20 protein-coding genes are annotated in these 20,875 nt (G+C 43.2%); 12 read left to right on the forward strand and 8 right to left on the reverse strand.

The features are described from left to right. A partial coding sequence (locus tag A3762_RS15220; RefSeq protein WP_068756419.1) for a PilZ domain-containing protein occupies positions 1-212 on the forward strand: 212 nt, incomplete at its 5' end. Between the two features lie 52 nt (positions 213-264). Here the strand turns inward: A3762_RS15220 and A3762_RS15225 are convergent. Further along, positions 265-1,038 carry a ferredoxin--NADP reductase gene (locus A3762_RS15225; protein WP_369820683.1) on the reverse strand — a complete coding sequence of 258 codons (774 nt, stop codon included), beginning with the start codon at positions 1,036-1,038 and terminating at the stop codon, positions 265-267. Positions 1,039-1,135: 97 nt separating this feature from the next. Here A3762_RS15225 and A3762_RS15230 point away from each other — a divergent pair, with 97 nt between their 5' ends. From A3762_RS15230 to A3762_RS15245, 4 genes are all read left to right on the forward strand, one after another. Continuing rightward, a complete protein-coding gene (locus A3762_RS15230) occupies positions 1,136-2,032 on the forward strand; it encodes a LysR family transcriptional regulator (RefSeq protein WP_068756422.1) in 897 nt (298 codons plus the stop codon). A 27-nt stretch (positions 2,033-2,059) separates the two neighbouring features. Further along, entirely contained in the window at positions 2,060-2,887 is an 828-nt protein-coding gene (locus A3762_RS15235; protein WP_068756424.1) for a patatin-like phospholipase family protein, read from the forward strand. A 115-nt stretch (positions 2,888-3,002) separates the two neighbouring features. After that, on the forward strand, positions 3,003-4,874 hold the full coding sequence (locus tag A3762_RS15240; protein ID WP_068756425.1) for a hypothetical protein: 1,872 nt from the start codon (positions 3,003-3,005) through the stop codon (positions 4,872-4,874). Further along, complete coding sequence (locus A3762_RS15245; protein WP_068756427.1) at positions 4,871-6,721, forward strand: hypothetical protein; 1,851 nt, start codon at positions 4,871-4,873, stop codon at positions 6,719-6,721. The genes A3762_RS15240 and A3762_RS15245 overlap by 4 nt, the downstream gene beginning before the upstream one ends. Before the next feature lie 17 nt (positions 6,722-6,738). On the opposite strand, the gene A3762_RS15250 is transcribed toward A3762_RS15245, so the two are convergent. From A3762_RS15250 to A3762_RS15260, 3 genes are all read right to left on the reverse strand, one after another. Next, positions 6,739-7,245 carry a biopolymer transporter ExbD gene (locus tag A3762_RS15250; RefSeq protein WP_068756429.1) on the reverse strand — a complete coding sequence of 169 codons (507 nt, stop codon included), beginning with the start codon at positions 7,243-7,245 and terminating at the stop codon, positions 6,739-6,741. A 5-nt stretch (positions 7,246-7,250) separates the two neighbouring features. Continuing rightward, the gene (locus tag A3762_RS15255) at positions 7,251-7,748 is read right to left on the reverse strand and encodes a biopolymer transporter ExbD (RefSeq protein WP_068756431.1); all 498 of its coding nucleotides are present in this window, start codon (positions 7,746-7,748) and stop codon (positions 7,251-7,253) included. A gap of 119 nt (positions 7,749-7,867) precedes the next feature. Then, a complete protein-coding gene (locus A3762_RS15260) occupies positions 7,868-8,359 on the reverse strand; it encodes a hypothetical protein (protein ID WP_068502631.1) in 492 nt (163 codons plus the stop codon). 271 nt (positions 8,360-8,630) lie between these two features. On the opposite strand from A3762_RS15260, the gene A3762_RS15265 reads away from it, so the two are divergent. Continuing rightward, positions 8,631-8,846 (forward strand): hypothetical protein, encoded by a 216-nt coding sequence (locus tag A3762_RS15265; protein ID WP_068479528.1) that lies wholly within the window; start codon positions 8,631-8,633, stop codon positions 8,844-8,846. Positions 8,847-9,012: 166 nt separating this feature from the next. Continuing rightward, positions 9,013-9,624: a hypothetical protein gene (locus tag A3762_RS15270; protein WP_068756435.1), complete on the forward strand. Its 612-nt coding sequence runs from the start codon at positions 9,013-9,015 to the stop codon at positions 9,622-9,624. Positions 9,625-9,626: 2 nt separating this feature from the next. Here the strand turns inward: A3762_RS15270 and A3762_RS15275 are convergent, their stop codons facing one another. Further along, positions 9,627-10,247 (reverse strand): L-threonylcarbamoyladenylate synthase, encoded by a 621-nt coding sequence (locus tag A3762_RS15275; protein WP_068756437.1) that lies wholly within the window; start codon positions 10,245-10,247, stop codon positions 9,627-9,629. A gap of 4 nt (positions 10,248-10,251) precedes the next feature. Then, positions 10,252-10,569 carry a BolA family transcriptional regulator gene (locus A3762_RS15280; RefSeq protein WP_068756440.1) on the reverse strand — a complete coding sequence of 106 codons (318 nt, stop codon included), beginning with the start codon at positions 10,567-10,569 and terminating at the stop codon, positions 10,252-10,254. 294 nt (positions 10,570-10,863) lie between these two features. Between A3762_RS15280 and A3762_RS15285 the strand changes: the two genes are divergently transcribed. Genes A3762_RS15285 through A3762_RS15305 form a run of 5 tightly spaced genes read left to right on the forward strand, consistent with a single transcriptional unit; the run spans position 10,864 to position 17,098 of the window. Continuing rightward, positions 10,864-11,553 carry a response regulator transcription factor gene (locus A3762_RS15285; RefSeq protein WP_068756442.1) on the forward strand — a complete coding sequence of 230 codons (690 nt, stop codon included), beginning with the start codon at positions 10,864-10,866 and terminating at the stop codon, positions 11,551-11,553. A 27-nt stretch (positions 11,554-11,580) separates the two neighbouring features. After that, on the forward strand, positions 11,581-13,146 hold the full coding sequence (locus tag A3762_RS15290) for a FecR domain-containing protein (RefSeq protein WP_068756444.1): 1,566 nt from the start codon (positions 11,581-11,583) through the stop codon (positions 13,144-13,146). A gap of 13 nt (positions 13,147-13,159) precedes the next feature. After that, positions 13,160-15,754, forward strand: a complete 2,595-nt coding sequence (locus tag A3762_RS15295) for a CHASE2 domain-containing protein (RefSeq protein ID WP_068756446.1) — start codon at positions 13,160-13,162, stop codon at positions 15,752-15,754. An 11-nt stretch (positions 15,755-15,765) separates the two neighbouring features. Next, the gene (locus tag A3762_RS15300; RefSeq protein ID WP_197469286.1) at positions 15,766-16,230 is read left to right on the forward strand and encodes a DUF1499 domain-containing protein; all 465 of its coding nucleotides are present in this window, start codon (positions 15,766-15,768) and stop codon (positions 16,228-16,230) included. A gap of 1 nt (position 16,231) precedes the next feature. Continuing rightward, a complete protein-coding gene (locus tag A3762_RS15305) occupies positions 16,232-17,098 on the forward strand; it encodes an NAD(P)-dependent oxidoreductase (protein ID WP_068756453.1) in 867 nt (288 codons plus the stop codon). Between the two features lie 72 nt (positions 17,099-17,170). Here A3762_RS15305 and A3762_RS15310 read toward each other — a convergent pair whose 3' ends face one another. Both A3762_RS15310 and topA read right to left on the reverse strand, forming a co-directional pair. Continuing rightward, the gene (locus tag A3762_RS15310; RefSeq protein ID WP_068756447.1) at positions 17,171-18,085 is read right to left on the reverse strand and encodes a M14 family metallocarboxypeptidase; all 915 of its coding nucleotides are present in this window, start codon (positions 18,083-18,085) and stop codon (positions 17,171-17,173) included. A 9-nt stretch (positions 18,086-18,094) separates the two neighbouring features. Further along, complete coding sequence (gene topA, locus A3762_RS15315; RefSeq protein ID WP_068756449.1) at positions 18,095-20,770, reverse strand: type I DNA topoisomerase; 2,676 nt, start codon at positions 20,768-20,770, stop codon at positions 18,095-18,097. Positions 20,771-20,875 lie beyond the last annotated feature (105 nt).

Below are 20,875 nucleotides of genomic sequence, written 5' to 3' on the forward strand. Positions count from 1 at the left end.
AAACGTACCCAGCTATGTGCTTAAACTTAAGTGGAGCTGGTCTGATGTTTAGGCTGAAAGAACCACTTGATAAAGATGCTATTTTTCGCACCACGATCAAATCTGGCACCGAACAAACAGCAGATCTAACAGCGACTTTGCGCGTCATTCGATGCGCTCCAAACGGACCAGAGGGATACGTAGTTGGAGCCGAAATTGTTGAATTCAACTAATGAGTACAAACAAAAAAGGCGTGCTGAGCACGCCTTTTTTGTTTAGTGAAAACTAACTCTCTACAAACGCTCGTTCAATAACGTAGTGTCCTAAACTACCCTGCTTAGCTTCCTCAAACCCCATCTCATCAAGGATTTCACATGTCTCTTTTAACATGCTTGGGCTACCACAAATCATGAAACGATCATTTTCAAGATCTAAGGGTGGCAAACCGATATCTGAGGCTAATTTTCCGTTACGCATCGCATCGGTAATTCTTCCTTGAGTTTTGAATTCATCGCGAGTAACTGTTGGGTAATAGATTAGTTTCTCTTTGACCTCGTCGCCAAAGTACTCGTTGTTTGGCAAGTCGTTGAGAATTTCATCTTGATAAGCCAATTCAGAAACAAACCGCGTACCATGCGTTAGAATCACATTATCATACGCAGCGTAGGTTTCAGGGTCACGGATGATGCTCATAAACGGAGCTAACCCAGTACCTGTGCTAATTAAATATAGGTTTTTCCCGGGCAAGAGATTATCGAGAATCAAAGTACCAGTTGGTTTTCTGCTAAGAAGAATCTCATCTCCTTCTTTGATTTTTTGAAGCTTAGATGTAAGAGGCCCATCAGGAACTTTAATACTGAAAAACTCGAGCTCTTCTTCATAGTTCGCACTCGCAATACTATAAGCGCGCATTAGAGGCTTCCCCTCATGTGGCAAGCCAATCATTATGAAATGCCCATTTTTAAAACGAAACGACGGATCACGACTCGTTTTAAAACTAAACAAGGTATCGTTCCAATGTTTAACGCTTGTAACTTTTTCGGTCATGAAACCCATAATCTTCTCCGCACTTTCGTAAATCTTGATGAGAAGTTTAAAAGCCACTAACATATCTGTAAAACAGGATATATAAATAAGTTTATTCGGATTTAGCGATATGCGTTTTACATTGAAACAACTCGAAGTATTTGTCGCGATAGCACACTATGAAAATGTCAGCGTAGCTTCAGAACATTTAGCGATGTCTCAGTCTGCCGTCAGTGAATCGTTAAAAAACCTGGAGCACCAGTTCGACGTAAAACTATTTGATCGAATTGGAAAATCCTTACAACTAAATGCTTTGGGTAAAGCTCTCCAACAAGAAACAAATAACTTACTAGAACGTGCTCAAATTCTAGAGTCATCATTCGCCCAGCATGTAAGTGATGTTTCACTGAATATTGGAGCAACGCTAACCATCGGCAATTATCTAGCAGTGAATATGATCTCCGAATTTAAACAATCACATCCTGATGCAAGCGTTACTCTCAATGTCGCGAATACAACCGAAATCGCGGATCGTGTTCTAAATTATGAATTGGACATCGGACTTATCGAAGGTGAAATCAACAATAATAGTTTGATCGTAGAAACTTGGTTGACTGACGAACTGGTTGTGTTTTGTTCGCCTTCACACCCTTTAGCAAAACGTAAATCTCTAAATGATGATGAACTATTGAATTCAAACTGGGTACTGAGAGAAAGCGGGTCAGGAACTCGCCAGGCCTTCGATCATGCCATGCATGGTTTACTAAGCTCACTAAAGATATCCATGGAACTGGAGCATACCGAAGCCATTAAACGGGCCGTTGAATGCAATATAGGCTTGGGCTGCCTTTCGCGCATCACGTTGCAAGACGCCTTTAATCGGGGCACACTAATTGAATTAAGTGTCCCCGAACGCGACTTTCTTCGATCACTTTATCTCATTCATCATAAAGACAAATTTATCAACAACACCATGAGTGACTGGCTTACCTTGTGTAGAGGCAAAAACACACTACGAGCACGCTAGCTTAACATTCATTGAAATAGGACAAAGATGTTTCAAAATATTGTTTTTGCTGGAGGGGGAAACAGATGTTTCTGGCAAGCAGGGCTATGGCAAGAGCTTGCAAAACACATCGATCTCGCCCCGACAAAGATTGCTTCTGTTAGTGCCGGCTCAGCGATATCTTGTGCCATTCTGGCTAATAGAATTGACGAAACACTCAATGCGACAATGGAAGTGCAAGCACAAAATAGTAAAAATAGATATTGGTCACACGCGCTTCAAGGAAAAAACATACATCCGCACTCAGAGTTATACCGAAAGATCATCCATAAAGCCTTAGATAAGCCAAGCCTCGTTACACTTCAAAACGCCACGAAAAACAAAGTACTCTTAGCCGAGCTACCTGCCTGGCTTGGCCCTCGTTCTGCGGTTCTAGTTGGCCTTGCTAGCTACCAGCTTGAAAAAAAGATTCACCACAGAGTTCATCCCCAATGGGGTAGAAAGTTAGGGTTTCGTTCTCGATTTGTTGTCGCCAATCAGGCAAAAACTGTTGACGAGCTCGCCGACCTTATTCTTAGCTCCTCATGCACTCCGCCTTTCACACCAATTATGCGACACAATAATACACGCGTTCTTGATGGTGGGATGGTGGATAACGTGCCGGTTCATGGCGTCGATATGAATCAAAGCAAAACTCTTGTATTACTGTCGCGTCCCTATAAAGACCTACCGAATACAGAAAAAATCACATATCTCTGCCCTCTTCAAAAAGTAGAGGTAGAAAGCTGGGATTACACATCACCAAAGAAGGTCCACTCTACTTTCGAACAAGGTAAAAGCGATGCCAAACATTATCTTAAGCAACTATTGGGCTAAGACCACGTTACTTGTGTGACCCTTATCCCAATCGTTTGCCTTTGATTTCGCTTCAAAATCCTAGCTCTATATAATAGCTTGGTTAAATTACTTTTCTCAAAGGAATGTTGTGCCCATGAGTTTTAGCGTACTGCGAAGCACTCATCTGATCATTTGTTTAGTTGCCTTTCTCACACTGAATGCGTGTAGTGAAACTCCACCCGTCGCTAGCGAGGAAGACGAAGTGCAGAGCATCAATGTATTTTTCAGTACAGAAAATGAATCAGGTCAAGATGTCGGTAAAGCATTCCAATTCAATCCCGAAAGTGGTCGCATCAACGAACTAGCCACATTCAATGCAGAATCAAACTCCATCGTGGTGCTCGATACTGACGAAGATGCTCCTGGCTACGAATTCGCAGCCTACGTTGACGGAAAAATGATTAAGTTGCTTAATTATTCGAAAACAGCAAACCGTCGTTCATACGACCTTAAAGAATTTATCGATGACGTGTGCGGCGTATTCGCTGCCAAACGCCCTGCATTCTCTGTATTTGACTCAAATAGTGATTACTACCTTAAAACGATTGATGATACAGCCGTATATGTAGCGCTCAAGAATGGCGCTAACTGCTCATTTGCTACAAATCGATATCAATATATCGATTTTGATTTATCTCGCGTCAATATCGTCAATCAGAGCTTTGGTGTTAGCAGTTCAGAAGTCTTCGGAGCATTTTTATTCGATCCAAATTTTCGCTACAACGACGATAGTGGGGACTCGCAAACAGGTCGCTCTATATGGGTGTCACACAACGCTGAAACAGAAGCATTGAGCGGTAGAGTTTGGGATGGGCGTACGTTGTTCGATTTCCCGTTTGAATATAAATCTGAGAATAAACCAGTAATCGCCGAAGAAACGCCTCCACCGTATATAATAAGTGCTAGCAGCAACAGACTAGTAATTTTTAGAAACCAAAAAGACTATGACAATAGCCAAGTCTTGCAAACTAGCTACACAACACTTCATGAAATAAGTGTTTCAACACTGAATTCTCTACTGAACTCTGACGACATAGTCGCGAGCGAAAACGCAATTCAAGCATATTTATCACTTGCTCGCTCAACATTCGATAATTTAAAGCAGAGTTCGGAGCCCAATCATGCAATAAATGGCTCCTATATTGCTTATGAAGCCGATGATTCTTTGTACCGATATTCATTTTCCTCAGGCAGCAATGAAAAAGTTTACGACAAAGAAATAGGGCTTAAAGACTTTGATTTCGCTATTTTAGATTCTGGTGATCTAATCATCTCTAAAGAATTTTCATTCCTGCATTCCCTTCATATTTATCCTATAGATACTCAAACCTCACCAATCGTAGCAATTAATAACGCACGAGATATAAATCTTGTCACAAATAAATCTCGCATACTTATCAACGCCCTGGCACCAAGCAACATACTCTCAGAAATAGTTACTTCTCAATCTTGGACCACAGCAGAAATAAATGCTTCGCGCTTAGTCAGAAAGATTGAGAACGCAAAACTCGGTTTTTTAAACAATCCTATAGGCACTGGAGATATTTTAATATTTGTTTCTGACAGCGACGGTGCAGACGAATACCTCATTAACCCATACGTTGCAAAATATGATGGGAGTCAAGTAGACGGCATTTTCAACTTTGAAGAACTGGATGAAGATGATGAAGATCGCGTCATCTCTACAACAGACGCGATTCTTGGTCAGATCAAAGGGGATGTAAGCTCCGTATCAAATAAGATTTATGGCGCCAACTTCTCTCTAAACAATGATTTTGGTGGTTTCCAAGTTAATACTCGCTTAGGAACTGAAGGCTATTTCTTTGAACCCAAGCAAACTAAAGATGAGGAAGAAAATAGAATCCAAACATTAAGCTTGGTCAAAGCCGTTACAACCGGTAACCCTATCACTTTAAATTTCGCGACCGTCACCGAGCAAAAAAATAAGACATCCATTAACTTATGATTCGATCTAATTATTTATTCGCCTTTAATAAACTTTTATTACTGGCTGCAATATCGTTCAGCCTAGCTGGCTGTGGTGAACCCGGACTAATAAGTGACTCAGACACCATAGACACAACCATAACACCAGACTACGTGGAACCAGTAGAGGCTTTTAATATTGACTCGAATGACTTAACAGTTATAGAAGTCACAAATCCTCTGCTCCCTAATCCAAGAACAGTCCCGCTACTTACTCGATTAATTAGCAATAAAACTCAACTAACCATCTTAGATACCGACTTATCTGCTGATCGCGAAAATGAAAATTTCCCAGACGATCGAGGTACGATTCCAGAATTTATAATCTATTTGGACCCAGGAAATGCGGGCAAACTATATATGCTCGATTTAACCTCAAGACGAGAACAAGTAATATTTGATCTTGCCGCCAACACAAATGCGATTGGAGATCAAATATTTTGTCAGATCGAAGCTAGTCATATACTTGACAGTGACGCAATATTACAAGATCAGTTTGAACCAAAACAAGAGTTCAAAATTTTAGCGTCTACAGCCGATGTCGACTGTTCAGACCTAGGGCAAATGAATTATTTTCGCTTCGACATTTTACCCACAGAAAGTGATCAATACACTGTTCAACAGCCTGTAGAAGTCGAAGTCCCAGACCCCGATAGTTCAGACCCGGACGCGACAAAAATAGCATTTGAACTGCAAAACATCTCATATTCACTGTATGAAGCGAAACGCGAAACGGTGTCTGAAAGTCTATTTTTGCAAAGCGACTTAATCGCTGACATATCAAATAATAGCTATGCACTTTTAAACTACAGCGAGAGCGATTCAGTTTTAACATCACCATCAACGCTCGCTTACGACCTGCAACAACCAATTGATTCAGACAACACAAACACCTTCCAACTTTGGGAGCATACGAGCACCAATAACATATCGCTGAACGCGGATTTTCAAGTTCTAAATCCTTACCCAAACGGCAGTGATGATTTTGTCATCTTACATGGTGACAAGTTGGTACGACTTAGCCAGTCCATTATGTTTGACAAGATACAAGACAGTGCTCGTATTAATGCATTAGCAAACCCAATTTATACGTGGACAAATCCGGCCGACGCAGACATTTCAAAACTTAATATCTTAAGCAATGAAACAATTTTAGTGCTAGATGGAAATGATCTTAAGCAAATTGCGACGGATGGAACTGTCACTCTTATTCGCACACTAGCGAACGTTGAGGAGAGAGCGCTAGTTAAATCTGATGCTGATGCACTATTACTTGAGACCAACGCAAGTAAAGTGTCTTTTCTTCTTATCAATACGGGAAGTGGCGGTTTGACCAATATCGTAGGTCAAACCGAGTCGTTACAGACGTTCGATAATCAAGATATTTTTGATTACCGCCAGCTAGATTCGATGGTAGACCAACGAATAGCTCGAACACAATCAAGTGGTACTGCCTCACCTGAAATCCACGACAGTGCATGGCTACCGATCAAAAACTACCTAACCGATACAACTGAAATGCATCTGCTGCACTCTAGCAATACCGCCGGCGGCATTTTGCGAAGTGCGAGCATTTATAAATATGACGCTATGGAGAGCACCGGGCAGGGAGAATTAAAAGGCGCTTTAGAATTAGAATACGAAATAGCTAAAGTGATTGATGCAGCTATCATTAACGAACGCTTTGGCATGATCTGGGCAACCAAAACCTTTGAAGAAGGTGCGCCGGTGTATGGATATTACTTTAATCCAAGCGATGAGCAATGGAGCGTTTCACTCTCGACCACGCCAGCAAGCTCTGATTGGCTCCCTTTCATAGAACCCTAGAGCCTGAAGTCAACAAATTACCCCGCTTGTTTTCCGTCCCCCTTGCGATTAACAGCTAAGGCCACCGCTGTGTAGCCTGTATCTACACAGGTTGCCATCAGTTTTTTCAGAAATGCGTAAGGCAAGTCTTTATCAGCCATAATAGTGACTGCCGGCTCTTGAATATTCACTCCGTCTGAACGGCTCAATTGATACTTAAGCTCTTCGGATACAGAGGGTTCCACATCTCCAGCAAATGCACTGAAGTCATCTCTAGAAATGATAGTCCGCCCGCCAATGATAATATCCGACACACTGACGGTAATAACTAGTGTTTCCTCTGGTAAGGTTTCAGCCAAAGATACAGGAAGATCTATTTTTCCGTCCTGATTCAACACCTGAATGTCAGAACTAGAATTGATCATCAAGAAGAAAACCAAAATGGTAAAAATATCCATCAGAGAAACAAGATTCAACTTTCCGCCCGAATTAGCTGCTCTGCGTTTATGCCGCGCTATACGCTTTGCTTTGACCGATTGCTTCAAAACGATTAGTTCCCTCCAACTTCTGGGGCATCAGCAATGCCAATATCCGGGAACAACTCAGCATTAACCACATTACCCGATATCACTGTAGGATATGCCCTAACAGCATCCATGACGTTAATAATTGTTTGGTAGGATGAATCAGGCTGAGCGAGTAATGTTATATCTCGCTTATCAGGAACACGTCTTTTCAGCTCTTGCATCGCCAAGCTTAGTTCCGAAAGATTCGGCAAGTTCTGATCTGTATTTTCTATGCGCTTGATAAGAGTATTTGCGCCCTCTTTTAGCTCAATAGCTGTTGGCAAGATCAGCACTTGGAAAGAAAGCTGCTCGGCATCAATGTCTTGCACCTGATCTGCACTAGGGAAGTTTAGCTCTATGATCGCAGTGTGCGAGAAAATAAGATTTATAAGCAAGATGGGAACAAGAACGATCATCAAGTTCATGAACGCCGTGATATCTAAATCGGCTTCTTGTTGAGACCGTCTGTGACGTCGGATCATACTAATACAAACAATAGGAAGAATGTGTCTGTATTATAGGGAGTCACTGATTGCTATCAAGAACGGTGCGCACAAAACAATCTTTCGATTAAGAAGTATTATGGCGCACATCAAATAAGTTAGCTCTTTTTGTTTAACTGAGCTTTCCACTTCTCGGCATATAATCGATGCTCATAATTTCTTTGAAGTTCGTATATCTGAACATTTGGATTAGCTGGAGAATTATTACACACCACTTTCACGCCATGTTGCATCGCAATAAACTTCACCTCGTCTGGCGAGATTTGTAGATCACGCGCAGCAACCCGATACTCCTGGCGCGGATGATTTGGATTGCATAGTTCGCGAATTCCCCAGCGATCCATGGCCGGTTTGTATGCGCGATAATACTTCACATAGGACAAGTAAAATGCCAATCCGGCAATGAGCGCGACGCCAAATATACCCTCTTCAGTACCATTGCGTGCAAGAGCCCAAATCAGCGTCCCCGCTAATACCAACAAAGCACAAGAGAGCTTAATTTCGTACGGCGTAAAAATGTTTGGTGCCATCACACCATAATTATCTCCGCGTAACATCCATTTAAGTAGTCGATGAATTCCTTTAAACATGAACACCTCCAAAAGCAGGACATATCTCTAAGGTCGACCATGTATATAGAAGAGCGAATCGCAGCCCGCAATTTTCGTTTGGTTACTTTTTGTTCCCGAGTGCATTCATACTTTACTGAAAAACAGATCATAATTTGTACGAATCTGACTTGTATTTAGGGTTTTGGCTTACTTATACTGAAACAATGCGCACTCAGTTAGTAGTCGAACGCTCCTTTAAAGGTTGCCCAACAGCGGCCTTCGTAATAACAATAATTTTGGAGTCATGAAAATGGGCGAACAATTCGCGACTTGGTACAAAGAACAAGGGGAATATGTCACCGGAGCACTATTCGGTTTAATTACTCTCGATCTATTTATGTTTTTAATGTATTGCATCACTGAACGAACCAGTGAAGGATACGGCTTAGGAACTCTCTTACTTACAGCGTGCATAGGGTTTCTAGCATGGGCTGAAAAATTATATTCCGAGCAAGAACAGCACTAATCCCCCCCAGCAGAGGCACCCGCCTCTGCTAAAGGTTCATTCAACAATTCTGTTTATCCCATCATATTCATATTTTGGTATTAAGTTTGCTCTAAATCTATTGATCAAGGGTCTGCCAAAAAATCGGCAAATTCGTTCCCCTTTTGAGTGATGAGTAAACAAGAGCATGAACCAAATTTCACCACGAGACACAATGTTAGAGCTAGGCACCCAGCTAAAGAATGCCTTTAAAACATTCTCATCTACTTCATCAAATACTCCTCAGCCAATTGCGGAAAGCTCCGCCGAATCGGAAATCCCGAACACTTCCAGCATACAAGGGCTAGAACAGATCGCTGAGCAAAAGAAACGAAAAGATGTGCAGGTTAAAAACTTAACAAAGGAGATCGGTGAGCAACGCGCTTACCTCAACGAAGTCATCAAGAATAAGCTTTCAGAGTATGGTCTCGCTCCTAACACTCAGTTAAAAATCGAGAAACTTGCGAATGGAAAACTTGCAGTACAAGGTCCTGTCGTTCAAAGTCAATTAGAACGAATCGGGTTTGAGTTAAGCCAAGACCACCATTTTGTATCAGCATACACCGCCGTCAGCAAACAAAACCCGACCTTGGAATATGCGAGCAATGTCAATAAGTTAACGCAAGCATACGGCCAAACAAACAAAGTATTTCAAAGCCTGCTCAGTGAGAAAAATGAATTCAACCAATTAAAAGATATTACCTTACGCTACCAAAGCCTGTTATCTCAAACCGAATTCAAAAGTGCGAGCGAAGCCTAATCTTATTCAAACGCGAGGGTATCTCCGGCACCTTTGCGCAGAACCATAGGTTGATCATCAGATAGATCAATCACCGAACTAGGCTCGAGACCGCAATAGCCACCATCAATCACAAGATCTAATTGATGCTCTAGAGTCTGACGAATCTCATAAGGATCGGTAAAGGGATATTCTTCACCAGGCAGAATCAAACTTGTACTCATCAACGGAGTCCCAAGTTCTTCTAACAAATCTAATGCAATCTTATTGTCAGGAATACGCAATCCAATTTGTCGACGCTTTGGGTGCATTAAACGTCTCGGCACTTCACTAGTTGCCCGAAGAATAAACGTATACGGCCCTGGTGTATGCGCTTTAATTTGTCTGTACTCACTATTACCAACTTTCGCATAGACAGATATATCACTCAGGTCACGACAAACTAAAGTGAAGTTATGCTTGTCTGTCAGTTGCCTAATAGCTCTAATTTTATCTGCGCCAGCTTTGTTTCCGATTTCACACCCTAATGCGTAAGCAGAATCTGTAGGATAAGCGATGATGCCACCCGACCTTACGATGTCGACAGCCTGTCGGATAAGTCTTGCTTGCGGGTTGTCCGGGTGGATCTGGAAAAACTGGCTCATAAAATCATCCTTTTTTTGAACCGCCCATGCAGTTTGGGGAGGCTAATTGCTTATTATCAAGTTCAGCCCACTCTGTATTGGTGTACAGATGCAATGCCAAAGCGTGAAGACCACTTTGCATTTCGGTATTCACTGCTGAATACACCGCTTGATGACGAGCCACTTTTCGTTTCCCATCAAAGTCATCTGATACCAAGACAAGTTTAAAATGGGTTTCAGAATTTTCTGGCACCGAATGCATATGGCTTTCGTTTTCCAATAGCATATAGTCAATATTGAACGCTTCCGCCAAACTTGTTTTTAACTTCTTTTCTCGGGTCATCACCTATTCCAATGCTCTAAGAGTATCTATTTATACAATGCGCATGCATAGTAATGCGGCAGTGTGATCAATGCCACATTAAACAACTTAAATTAGGGCATAAATCCGTCACTAGTTAGTCTAGATGCTATTAATCCAATGCTTTGTAAAATCCTGATACAAATCAGGGTCGGAAAATTTCAAAAAGCAACTACACTTACGCTGATAAATAAGAAAATATTAGTGGCATGGCAAGTTTCTCGCTTTGCTATTTAATCAAAGAACAGTTTAAGTAAGTCCAAAGTGGGGTTATGAATGAGAATCGCATTACTAGAAGATGAGTTGTCACAAGCCGAAACACTCGTTGCGCAACTCAAAGAAAATGGTCACGACTGTGAGCATTTTGAAACTGGAAAATCCTTTGTGTATTCGGTTCTTCATAATAGCTACGATCTTTTAATTTTGGACTGGCAACTTCCTGACATTGAAGGTACAGAAGTATTACGACAAGTTCGTGCCGAAATGAATTGGCGCGTCCCGGTATTATTCCTAACTCAGCGCGACAGTGAAGCCGATATCATTACAGCGCTTGATGCGGGTGCTGACGACTATTTGGTAAAGCCTGCACGAATTGGTGAGCTGACGGCAAGAATCAACGCGCTGAGCCGTCGATTAGGTACAGAGCAAGCTGAACAAGAAGAGCTAGAAATCGGACCTTACGTCATAAATCTGAGCAAGAGAACAATCAACTCATCTGGAGAGGAAGTCTCGCTTACAGATAAAGACTTCGACCTCGCGGTATTTATGTTCCAAAATATTGGCCGACTTTTGTCTCGCGACTTCTTGCTAGAGCGAGTATGGGGCATCTCTTCAAATATTAATACGCGAACTGTTGATACGCACGTGAGTCGTTTGCGCCGAAAACTTAATATCAAACCAGAGAACGGCTTTAGAATTAAGACTATTTATCAGCACGGCTATCGCCTTGAGCGCGGGGGAGACTAAAAGCTTCAACGCTTAAAGTGTAATACTATGAATGGTCCTGTGCAGTCAGTTCATCACCGTCTAACCCTTATATTCGCAGCAAGTTTTGTTGCGTTAGCGCTTACTTTGATTTCACCAAGTATCAATGCTGAGAGTTATGATGGATATCAAAACCTAGATTGGCACTACACAGTAAGACCAAATGATTCCTTGAAAGACGTGGCTGAGCGTTTGTTGAAACGTCAGTATTCTTGGACATCTATCTCTCATTACAACCGCCTCAAAGACGTTGAAAATCTGCAAGTCGGCTCGATTATTAAAGTCCCTATCTCGTGGCTCAAATACCAACCTCGTCCAGCGAAAATTATTAGCTCTGAAGGCCTAGCTTTAATCAAACGCCGTCAAGAAACACGCTATCATGCGATAAAAAGTAACACTCAGATCTATGTTGGGGATGAACTTTTAACGAGGGATGGGAAAATCACAGTTCAATTTGCTGATAATTCCACCGTCAAGCTTGATCCGCACTCCCACCTAATCTTCAACAAATTAAGCAAGTACGAAGACGTAGGGATGGTAGACACACGCATGCGCCTAAGCAGAGGTGGCTTGCGAACAACCGTAAGTCCTTTGGTAAACGGTTCTCGTTACGAAATAAGCACACCGAGCGTCGTTGCGGCAGTGCGTGGCACTGACTTCCGTTTAAGATCGAGCCTTATGGGAACAACGCTAGAAGTTCTCGAAGGCAAAGTTGAATTTTTCTATGATCACGGAAGACAAATGATCGAGTCAGGGGTTGGTGTTCGCACAATTGTTGGCCGAGAAAATCTTGAAAGAATCAATCTATTTAACCTTCCTCGCTTCAAAGCCTCTAGTGATTTAAGCAACATTTCAAATGCAGAAGAAACGCTGAATTGGCGAGGTTTACCCGCAGATTTAAATGTCGAAGACAAAAACGCGAGCTTCAAAGCCAGTGGCGCAAGTGTTGATACGAAAGATGACGAATCTGCGTCTCAAGTTCAGACAAATGATGAAGAGGTAAATCAAGACCCTGACGCAGCGACGCTAGACTTACCTCTACCAGGGAGCATCGTTGATGCGTTTACTGCTGAATTCTCATGGGAAGTGAAACACCCAGAAACACTGTCCCGCTTTGAGCTGTCGAAAACAGATGACTTTAAGCGCTTAGAACTTCCGACAAAATGGTCTGAAAATACCAGTTACCGCCTTGAAGACTCTATCGCCGCTGGCAATTATTTCTGGAGAGTTCGTACATTAAGCGCTGGAAAAGCAGAAGCTACTAGTGCTGCAAGAGCAGTATCTATTCAAGGTAAACTCGACGTCGTTAATATTCTGACCGTCAACTATATTGGCGACCAAGTGGGAATTTTCTGGCACACCGTAGACAACGCCCAAGGCTATGTATTACAAATATCAGACGATAAAGAGTTCAGAAGATTATTAAAAGAAGAAACGCTTAGTAAAACACGTGCGTTCCTCAAGCTACCAGAAGGCAAGCATTTTTATGCCCGTGTAAAAGGCTTAGGCGACGAAATATTTAGTTCAGAGTTTGGCCCACATAAAGATATTTTGTTAGAGCCTACTCCTCAATAAATACAATAGAACTATGGCAAGCAAGCCTATAAACGATCCACATCCTTACGAGCAGCACATTCTCACTTTGGCGCTTATTTTAGTGAGCGCGCTGCTTGTATATAGCCACGTAGCAAAGCGTCTAGACCTCCTCACTTATGATGCATTTACGCATGCAGCAACGGTGGATCCAGACCCTAATACCATTATTATTTCGATTGATGAGAAAAGTCTTAATAGCATTGGCCAATGGCCTTGGCGAAGAGCTATTCACGCACAACTTGTTGATAAGCTGAGATATTATCAAGCCTCACTCATCGTATTTGATGTATTGTTTTCAGAGTATGACACGCAACACCCAGCGGATGACTTTCTTCTCGCTGAGGCAATAGAAGATGCAGGAAATGTTCTGTTACCTCTACATGTTCACCCCCTCGCCTATGACAAGCCGCTTTCAGAAATTCTACCTATTCCAGAATTAGCCAACGCCGCACTTGGCTTAGGGCACGTCCATGTAGAGCTCGATGAGGATGGTCTGACTCGCGGAATATTTCTCAACACAGGTGTCGGAGATGCATACTGGCCTGCGATGTCTATGGCCATGGCGGTCGAAACCAATCCCATGGTTCAATATTTACAAGAGATTCGCCAACAGACGCGTGTCCCATATGTGGCAGTCAACGCAGAATACCGCCTTATTCCGTTTGCAGGACCTCGCGGCACTTACCCGACTTACAGTTATGTTGACGTGATGTCGAATAAGATACCGGCCGAGACATTCCGCAACAAAACAATTCTTATTGGGGCAACTGCGGCTGGCTTAGGTGATATTATCCCCACGCCCTTTTCTCATATGAATAGCCCTATGTCGGGCGTTGAAATTCACGCGAACGCCTACTCTGCAATCATCAATCAAAAGATTATTCGTAGCGTTTCGGAGCGGTGGGTATATCTATTAACATTCGCATTCATTCTTGTTCCTATCTTAATTTTTCCACGTATTCGTCCAACTTTCGTCATGCCCTCAACCATGTTATTGGCGGCAGGAATATTTGGGTTTAGCTACGCTCTATTAGTATTAGATAGAACATGGTTCCCACCGGTAAACAGTGTGCTTGGAGTATTGATTGCCTACCCTTTATGGAGCTGGCAAAGAATGCGTCACCTAAATAGTTTTTTTAGCAATGAGTTAGAAAGACTAAGTAGAGAGCCTGACCTAAGCTTTCGTCGCTTGAGCCAGCATAGCCTTGAGAAAATATTCCTGGCGCTGATCGCGATTATCAAGCCCAAAGCTTATGCCTTTACGCACAATGGAAACGTAATTCATGGATTAAACCCACACCAACTAAGCTCATACCGCATATTAGAAGAAGGGGTATGGCAGCATGACGAAAGCTCGAGTTGGATCAAGCTCACTATTGGAGATGATAAATACCGTATTGGGCTTGCCATTCCAAGCGCTGGATTTAGACGCCCTATTACTGAGTTCCTGAATAAGCTGGAGCTGCAATCTGGCCAAGAAGCCATCATCAAAAAACCATCAGAGCAGATAGCGAAGCGTATTCATCAAGTACGTGACGCCATCACTGCGATGCAAGACATGCGTACATTTATTTCTCGCGGCTTTGAAGAAATGCCTGGGGCTGTCATTGTAACCGACCCTATCGGATTAATCGTCTATGCAAATAGCCGCGCACTATCATGGTTGCAGGCTGAGAAAAAACAAATTATCTCCACACCAATATACGAGCTTTTTGCCGCTCTCAAAGCCGACAACGATGATTTTAATCAAGCAATATCAACGTGCCTGTTAGAGGGAAAAGGAAAACAATTCAATCTATCGATTGGACACAGAGATGTGATGATTCATTGCCTGCCATTTTTAGTGGACGAACATAGTGATGCCGGTTTAATGATTAGCATGTCAGACATCACTGAAATTCGTCAGCAGCAACGTGAAAAAAACCAACTGATCGACTTTCTTTCCCATGATGTTCGCTCGCCACTTAGTTCTCAGCTCGCCCTACTCCAAGGCTTAAGATCTGGTCGTATTGAATTTGATTCTTCTGTCATTGATCAATTAGCGAGTCATGCAGAACGTTCACTTAGCCTTTCAGATCAATTCTTACAAATCACTCGCGCTGAACAAGCGATTGAAGAAGACTTTTACGAATTTGAATTGGTCAATGCGATCGAGAACGCCATTGATTCAATCAGCCAGCTTGCACGTCAGAAAAATATCGACATCACTCTCTCGGGGGACGAAGAAATATGGCTATTTGGCAGTGCTGAGCTAATTGAGCGAAGCTTGATTAATCTACTTAGTAATGCAACCAAGTATAGTGATGAGAGCAAACCGATTAACGTCGATGTGCAACAAAAAGATACGCTCGCCGTCATCACAATCGAAGACCAAGGTTTTGGCATAAAGGCGGATGAGTTACCGAGAATTTTTGAGCGTTTCAGAAGACAACAAGTGTCCGAAAAATCTGGTCCTAAAGGCGCAGGTCTCGGTCTAAATTTTGTCAAAGTTGTGGTCGAAAAACACAAAGGCGACATCTCAGTCGATAGCGTTTATGGTGTTGGCTCTGCGTTTACTATTCGTCTACCCATTCTATCCGATCAATAACGGGAGTAACTGTGCAAAACCCTATTCATCAAACCAAACTTTTTCTTCTATTCATTGCCTCAACGCTTATTTTGAGTGCTTGCACTGGAACGCGTCCGAAACAACTTGGAGAAGCGCAAACCTCGTTGCAAGTTTGTCCGAGCTCACCAAACTGCGTCAGCTCTCTCAAGGATGAAGATAAAGACCACTTTATCGAAAGTATTCGCTATACCAATAAGCCTTCGACTCACGAAGCACTGGTAAAAGCGATCAACTCAGACGAATCAGCTGAGCTAATCATCAAAACTGATCAGTACATCTATGCAGAATATACGAGCGCGATCATGCGTTATGTAGATGATGTAGAGTTCTTATTCGACGACAACCAACAACGTATACACGTGCGTTCTGCTTCCCGACTTGGGCATTCTGACTTTGGCGTGAATCGCGATCGAATTGAACAAATTCGTTCTCAGCTTAACGATGGGGCTCAATAACATGTCTCAAAAGGTATTGTTCCTTGGGCTTGGCGTCATGGGCTATCACATGGCAGGCCATCTTTCTCAACGCTTCGAAACATTTGTATTCAACCGCACATCAAGCAAGGCCTCTGAGTGGGCCAATGAATTCTCTGGTACTGTCATTAGCGACTTCACTCAAATTCCGGGAGATATCGCATGCGTAATGACATGTATTGGTGACGACAACGATTTGAGAGATATGTACTTTGGAGAGAATGGCTTACTTGCGGAACTTCCGAAAGGAACACTCGTTATCGACCATACGACCGCGTCTGCTGAAGTCGCCCGCGAATTGCATGAACAAGCTCTTAACCTAGGTATTGATTTCATAGACGCGCCCGTTTCAGGTGGCGAGCAAGGTGCGATTAACGGTCAACTGACTGTTATGTGTGGAGGTGACGACGCCGCTTATGAAAAAGCCGAGGAATTCATCGCAACTTACGCGAAGTCTTGCAAACGCCTAGGCGACATTGGTGCAGGTCAACTTACAAAAATGTGCAATCAGATCGCTATTGCAGGTTTAGTTCAAGGCTTATCGGAATCTATTCACTTTGCACAACAAGCAGGACTCGACCCTCAGTCAGTCATCGACGTGATATCTAAAGGTGCCGCTCAATCTTGGCAGATGGATAATCGTCATAAGACCATGATTGCTGACGAATATGAACATGGGTTTGCTATTGATTGGATGCGCAAAGACTTAGCGATCTGCCTTGAAGAAGGTAGAAAAATACATGCAAAACTCCCCGTTACGGCTCTTGTTGACCAGTTCTATGCTGACGTACAAGACATGGGGGGGAATCGTTGGGACACATCAAGTTTACTAAAGCGATTGCAAAAGTAAGCATGATCTAAGCTCAGACGCATGTTGCAGAAAGCGTATTCCCGCACCAGCGGAAATACGCCATCATTCGTGTTAGCTATTTATCTGCTCAGACACGAACTCTAACGCAGCCTCAACAGCCACAACCTGCGCAGCAATACATTCTTCGCGCGTTGCACTCTCGCTATCAGGATAAACTTCAGTGGTCGTTGTGAACCTTGCTGATGTAAAACCTGCACATAGACCAAGCAGTTTAGCGTCATAATTCACTACACCGTGCTGCGATGCCTTATCGCCTAACAAGCAGCCTTCTTCATCATTTGGTGCAATATGCGTCACCGATTCAACAGCAGCAATAATACGCGCCTGAAAGGCATCTTGAGGGTTACCGCTATCTCCAACAAGATAAAACCCATCGGGAATATGTGTTGGCGTTTCTTTCTGGCCTAACTTCGCAGCAAGCGCTGGGCGGAACTCAGTAGCATCAGTATCTGTCGTTTCATGCAAATCAATATGCATCACTGGTTCAATGCCATGTTTAGCAACATATTGCATCGTAAATTGAGCCTCCTCACATAGTCCGCCATCTTTGAAGGATCGATTTGGATCAATAGTGTCATAGTTCCACCGATTGATCGTTTCGAAGCCCCAAGGACTCACGCAAGGAATAACGACTAGATTAAACTTCTCTTCGTATTGCTCTGCCTTATTAACTAAAAAAGAGAGCGCACCTAAAACACCACTCGTTTCATAACCATGCACTCCACCAGTAATAAGCACCCAGGGAAGCTCAGGATTCGGCTGAGCGGTTTTAACGGCAAACAACGAATATCGAATAGGGTCGTGAGAAAGAGAGCCGTAGTTATCGATATGAAAGCGATCAGAGAGTCGATACAAATGATCAACAACTTCAGTTTGATACGAACGATAATAGCGTACCGCAGAACGCCACTGTTCTATTTCGGATTCACCCCAAGGTTGACCTGGGGTGCCAATTGCATACGCCATACTTAAACCCTATTTCTTTTTTGCAGCTTTCTTTTTAGCAGGCGCTTTCGGCTTAGCAGCAGTCTCGACCCACTTACCATCTTGGTAATAGGCCGTCCAACCCGTTGCTTTTGCTTTTTCACCGTCCATGACTTCAGACATCAAGTACTGCTCTTTAGTCTTGCGACTAAAGCGAATAACACTTGGATGTCCATCAGGGTCTGCTACTGGCCCATCAAACAAGAAACTATATTTTGGATCTATCTCATTTTTATGCGGCAACAACTCCGCAAGTAAAGGTGGACGGGTCTCTCTGTTCTTAGGGAACTTACTGGCTGCCAAAAATAAGCCTGCAGCTCCATCGCGCAAGATATACGTATCATCGACTTTCTGACATTGAAGCTCTGGCATCGGGACAGGATCCATCTTAGGTGGCGCTGGATTCCCGTCTCTCAATAATTTACGTGTATTCTTACACTCTTCGTTGGTACAACCAAAGTATTTGCCGAAACGGCCTGATTTAAGTTGCATCTCCGAACCACACTTATCACATTCAAGTGTTGGCCCATCGTAGCCCTTAATATGGAACTTCCCTTCCTCTACTTCGTAACCTTCGCAATCTGGATTATTCCCGCACACGTGAAGCTTTCGATTCTCATCAATCAAATAGCTTTCCATGGAAGTACCACAAATTTTACAACGGCGCTTCTGACGAAGTAGCTTAGACTCGCCTTCATCATCGTCTGCGCTCGCGACTTCGTCACCGGGGACAAGGTTCATTGTATTCTTACAGCGCTCTTTTGGCGGCAAGGAATAACCAGAGCAACCCAAAAACACACCGGTACTAGCTGTACGAATTTGCATATTGCGCCCGCAATTTCCACAAGGGATATCCGTTTCAACCGGATCGTTACTGCGCATACCTTCGTTGGCGGCTTCAGCTTTATCTAGCTGAACCGTGAAGTTACCGTAGAACTGATTAAGAACGGATTTCCAGTCCTTGTTACCAAGCGCAATATCATCCAACTGCTCTTCCATCTGAGCAGTAAAGTTGTAGTCCATCAAATCAGGGAATGATTCTGCGAGGCGATCCGTAACAATGTCACCCATTTTTTCAGCATAGAACCGGCGATTCTCAACACGCACATAGCCGCGCTCTTGAATGGTCGAAATAATCGCAGCATAGGTTGAAGGTCGACCAATACCACGCTTTTCGAGTTCTTTTACAAGCGCCGCTTCTGAATATCTAGGGGACGGCTTGGTGAAATGCTGTTTAGGATCAAGTTCGCCTAGAGATAATGCATCACCTACTTTGAAGTCAGGCAAAATCACATCGTCATCTTTTTTGCTGTTTGTCGGCATCACTTTAAGGAAACCATCAAACTTCAAAATACGGCCACGGGTACGAAGGGTATAGTCACCAGCACTTGCTTCAACTGAAGAGCTCAAGAACTGCGCATCCGTCATCTGACAGGCAACAAAGTTTCGCCAGATCAATTCGTACAAGCGCTCAGCATCTTTTTCTAAACCAGATATATGCGTCGCTTTTACCGTTACATCAGAGGGACGAATTGCTTCGTGAGCTTCTTGCGCACCTTCTTTACTGCTGTATAAGCGTGGTTTCTCAGGAAGATAATCGTTGCCATATTTGTCTTGAATATAATCACGACAATTAGCAACCGCCTCAGCACTTAAGTTCGTAGAGTCGGTACGCATATAGGTGATGTAACCCGCTTCATATAGACGCTGCGCCAGCATCATCGTTTTCTTAACGCTAAAGCTAAGTCGAGTACTTGCTGCTTGTTGCAAGGTAGAGGTAATAAACGGCGCGTTAGGACGAGACTTAGTGGGCTTATCTTCGCGCCTCGTAATGTTGTACGCGTCAGACTTTAGTCGCGCCAAGTGTTCATTCGTCTCAGCTTCTGAGACAGGCCTAAATGCCTTATCTGCATACTTAGAAACTTGAAAACGTGCATCGCCCTTTCCAGATGCCTTCAAACCGGCGAACACTTCCCAGTATTCTTCTGGAACAAATGCTCGAATCTCACGCTCACGCTCAACAATAAGCTGAACAGCAACAGACTGTACTCGCCCGGCAGACAAACCACGAGCGATCTTAGCCCATAGCAACGGAGACACCATGAAGCCCACTACTCGATCTAGAAAGCGGCGCGCTTGCTGAGCATTTACTCGGCTTTGATCCAACTCATCTGGCTGCTTAAACGCTTCTTGAATCGCTTTCTTAGTGATCTCATTAAATACCACACGTCGATAGCGAGACTCATCGCCACCAATCGCTTCTTTTAAGTGCCAAGCAATCGCCTCTCCTTCTCTATCCAAATCCGTCGCGAGATAGATAGTTTCGGCATTCTTAGCCAACTTCTTTAATTCATTTACCACCTTCTCTTTACCGGGAAGGATTTCGTAATGTGCTGCCCAATCCTTTTCAGGATTGACACCCATTCTATTAATGAGTTGATCTTTGCTCTTCTTCTTTTTATATGCAGCTTTTTCATCGGGACTCATTTTGCGTGTTGCAGCCGCTTGCTTTGCTCGCTCAGCAGGCGTAGATGTCGAAGCGCCACCAGAGGTAGGAAGGTCTCGAATATGTCCGACACTTGACTTAACGATGAAGTCCGAACCGAGATATTTATTAATCGTTTTCGCTTTGGCAGGCGATTCCACGATGACTAGAGACTTAGCCATATCACTCCAAAAAAAGCTCAAAATAGAAAAAGGAAAGCAAACAATTACGCTTTCAACATATGGTTAGAGGCGTACCTAACGCAAATTTAGCGCAACATATATATT

The organism is Oleiphilus sp. HI0125 (assembly GCF_001635355.1).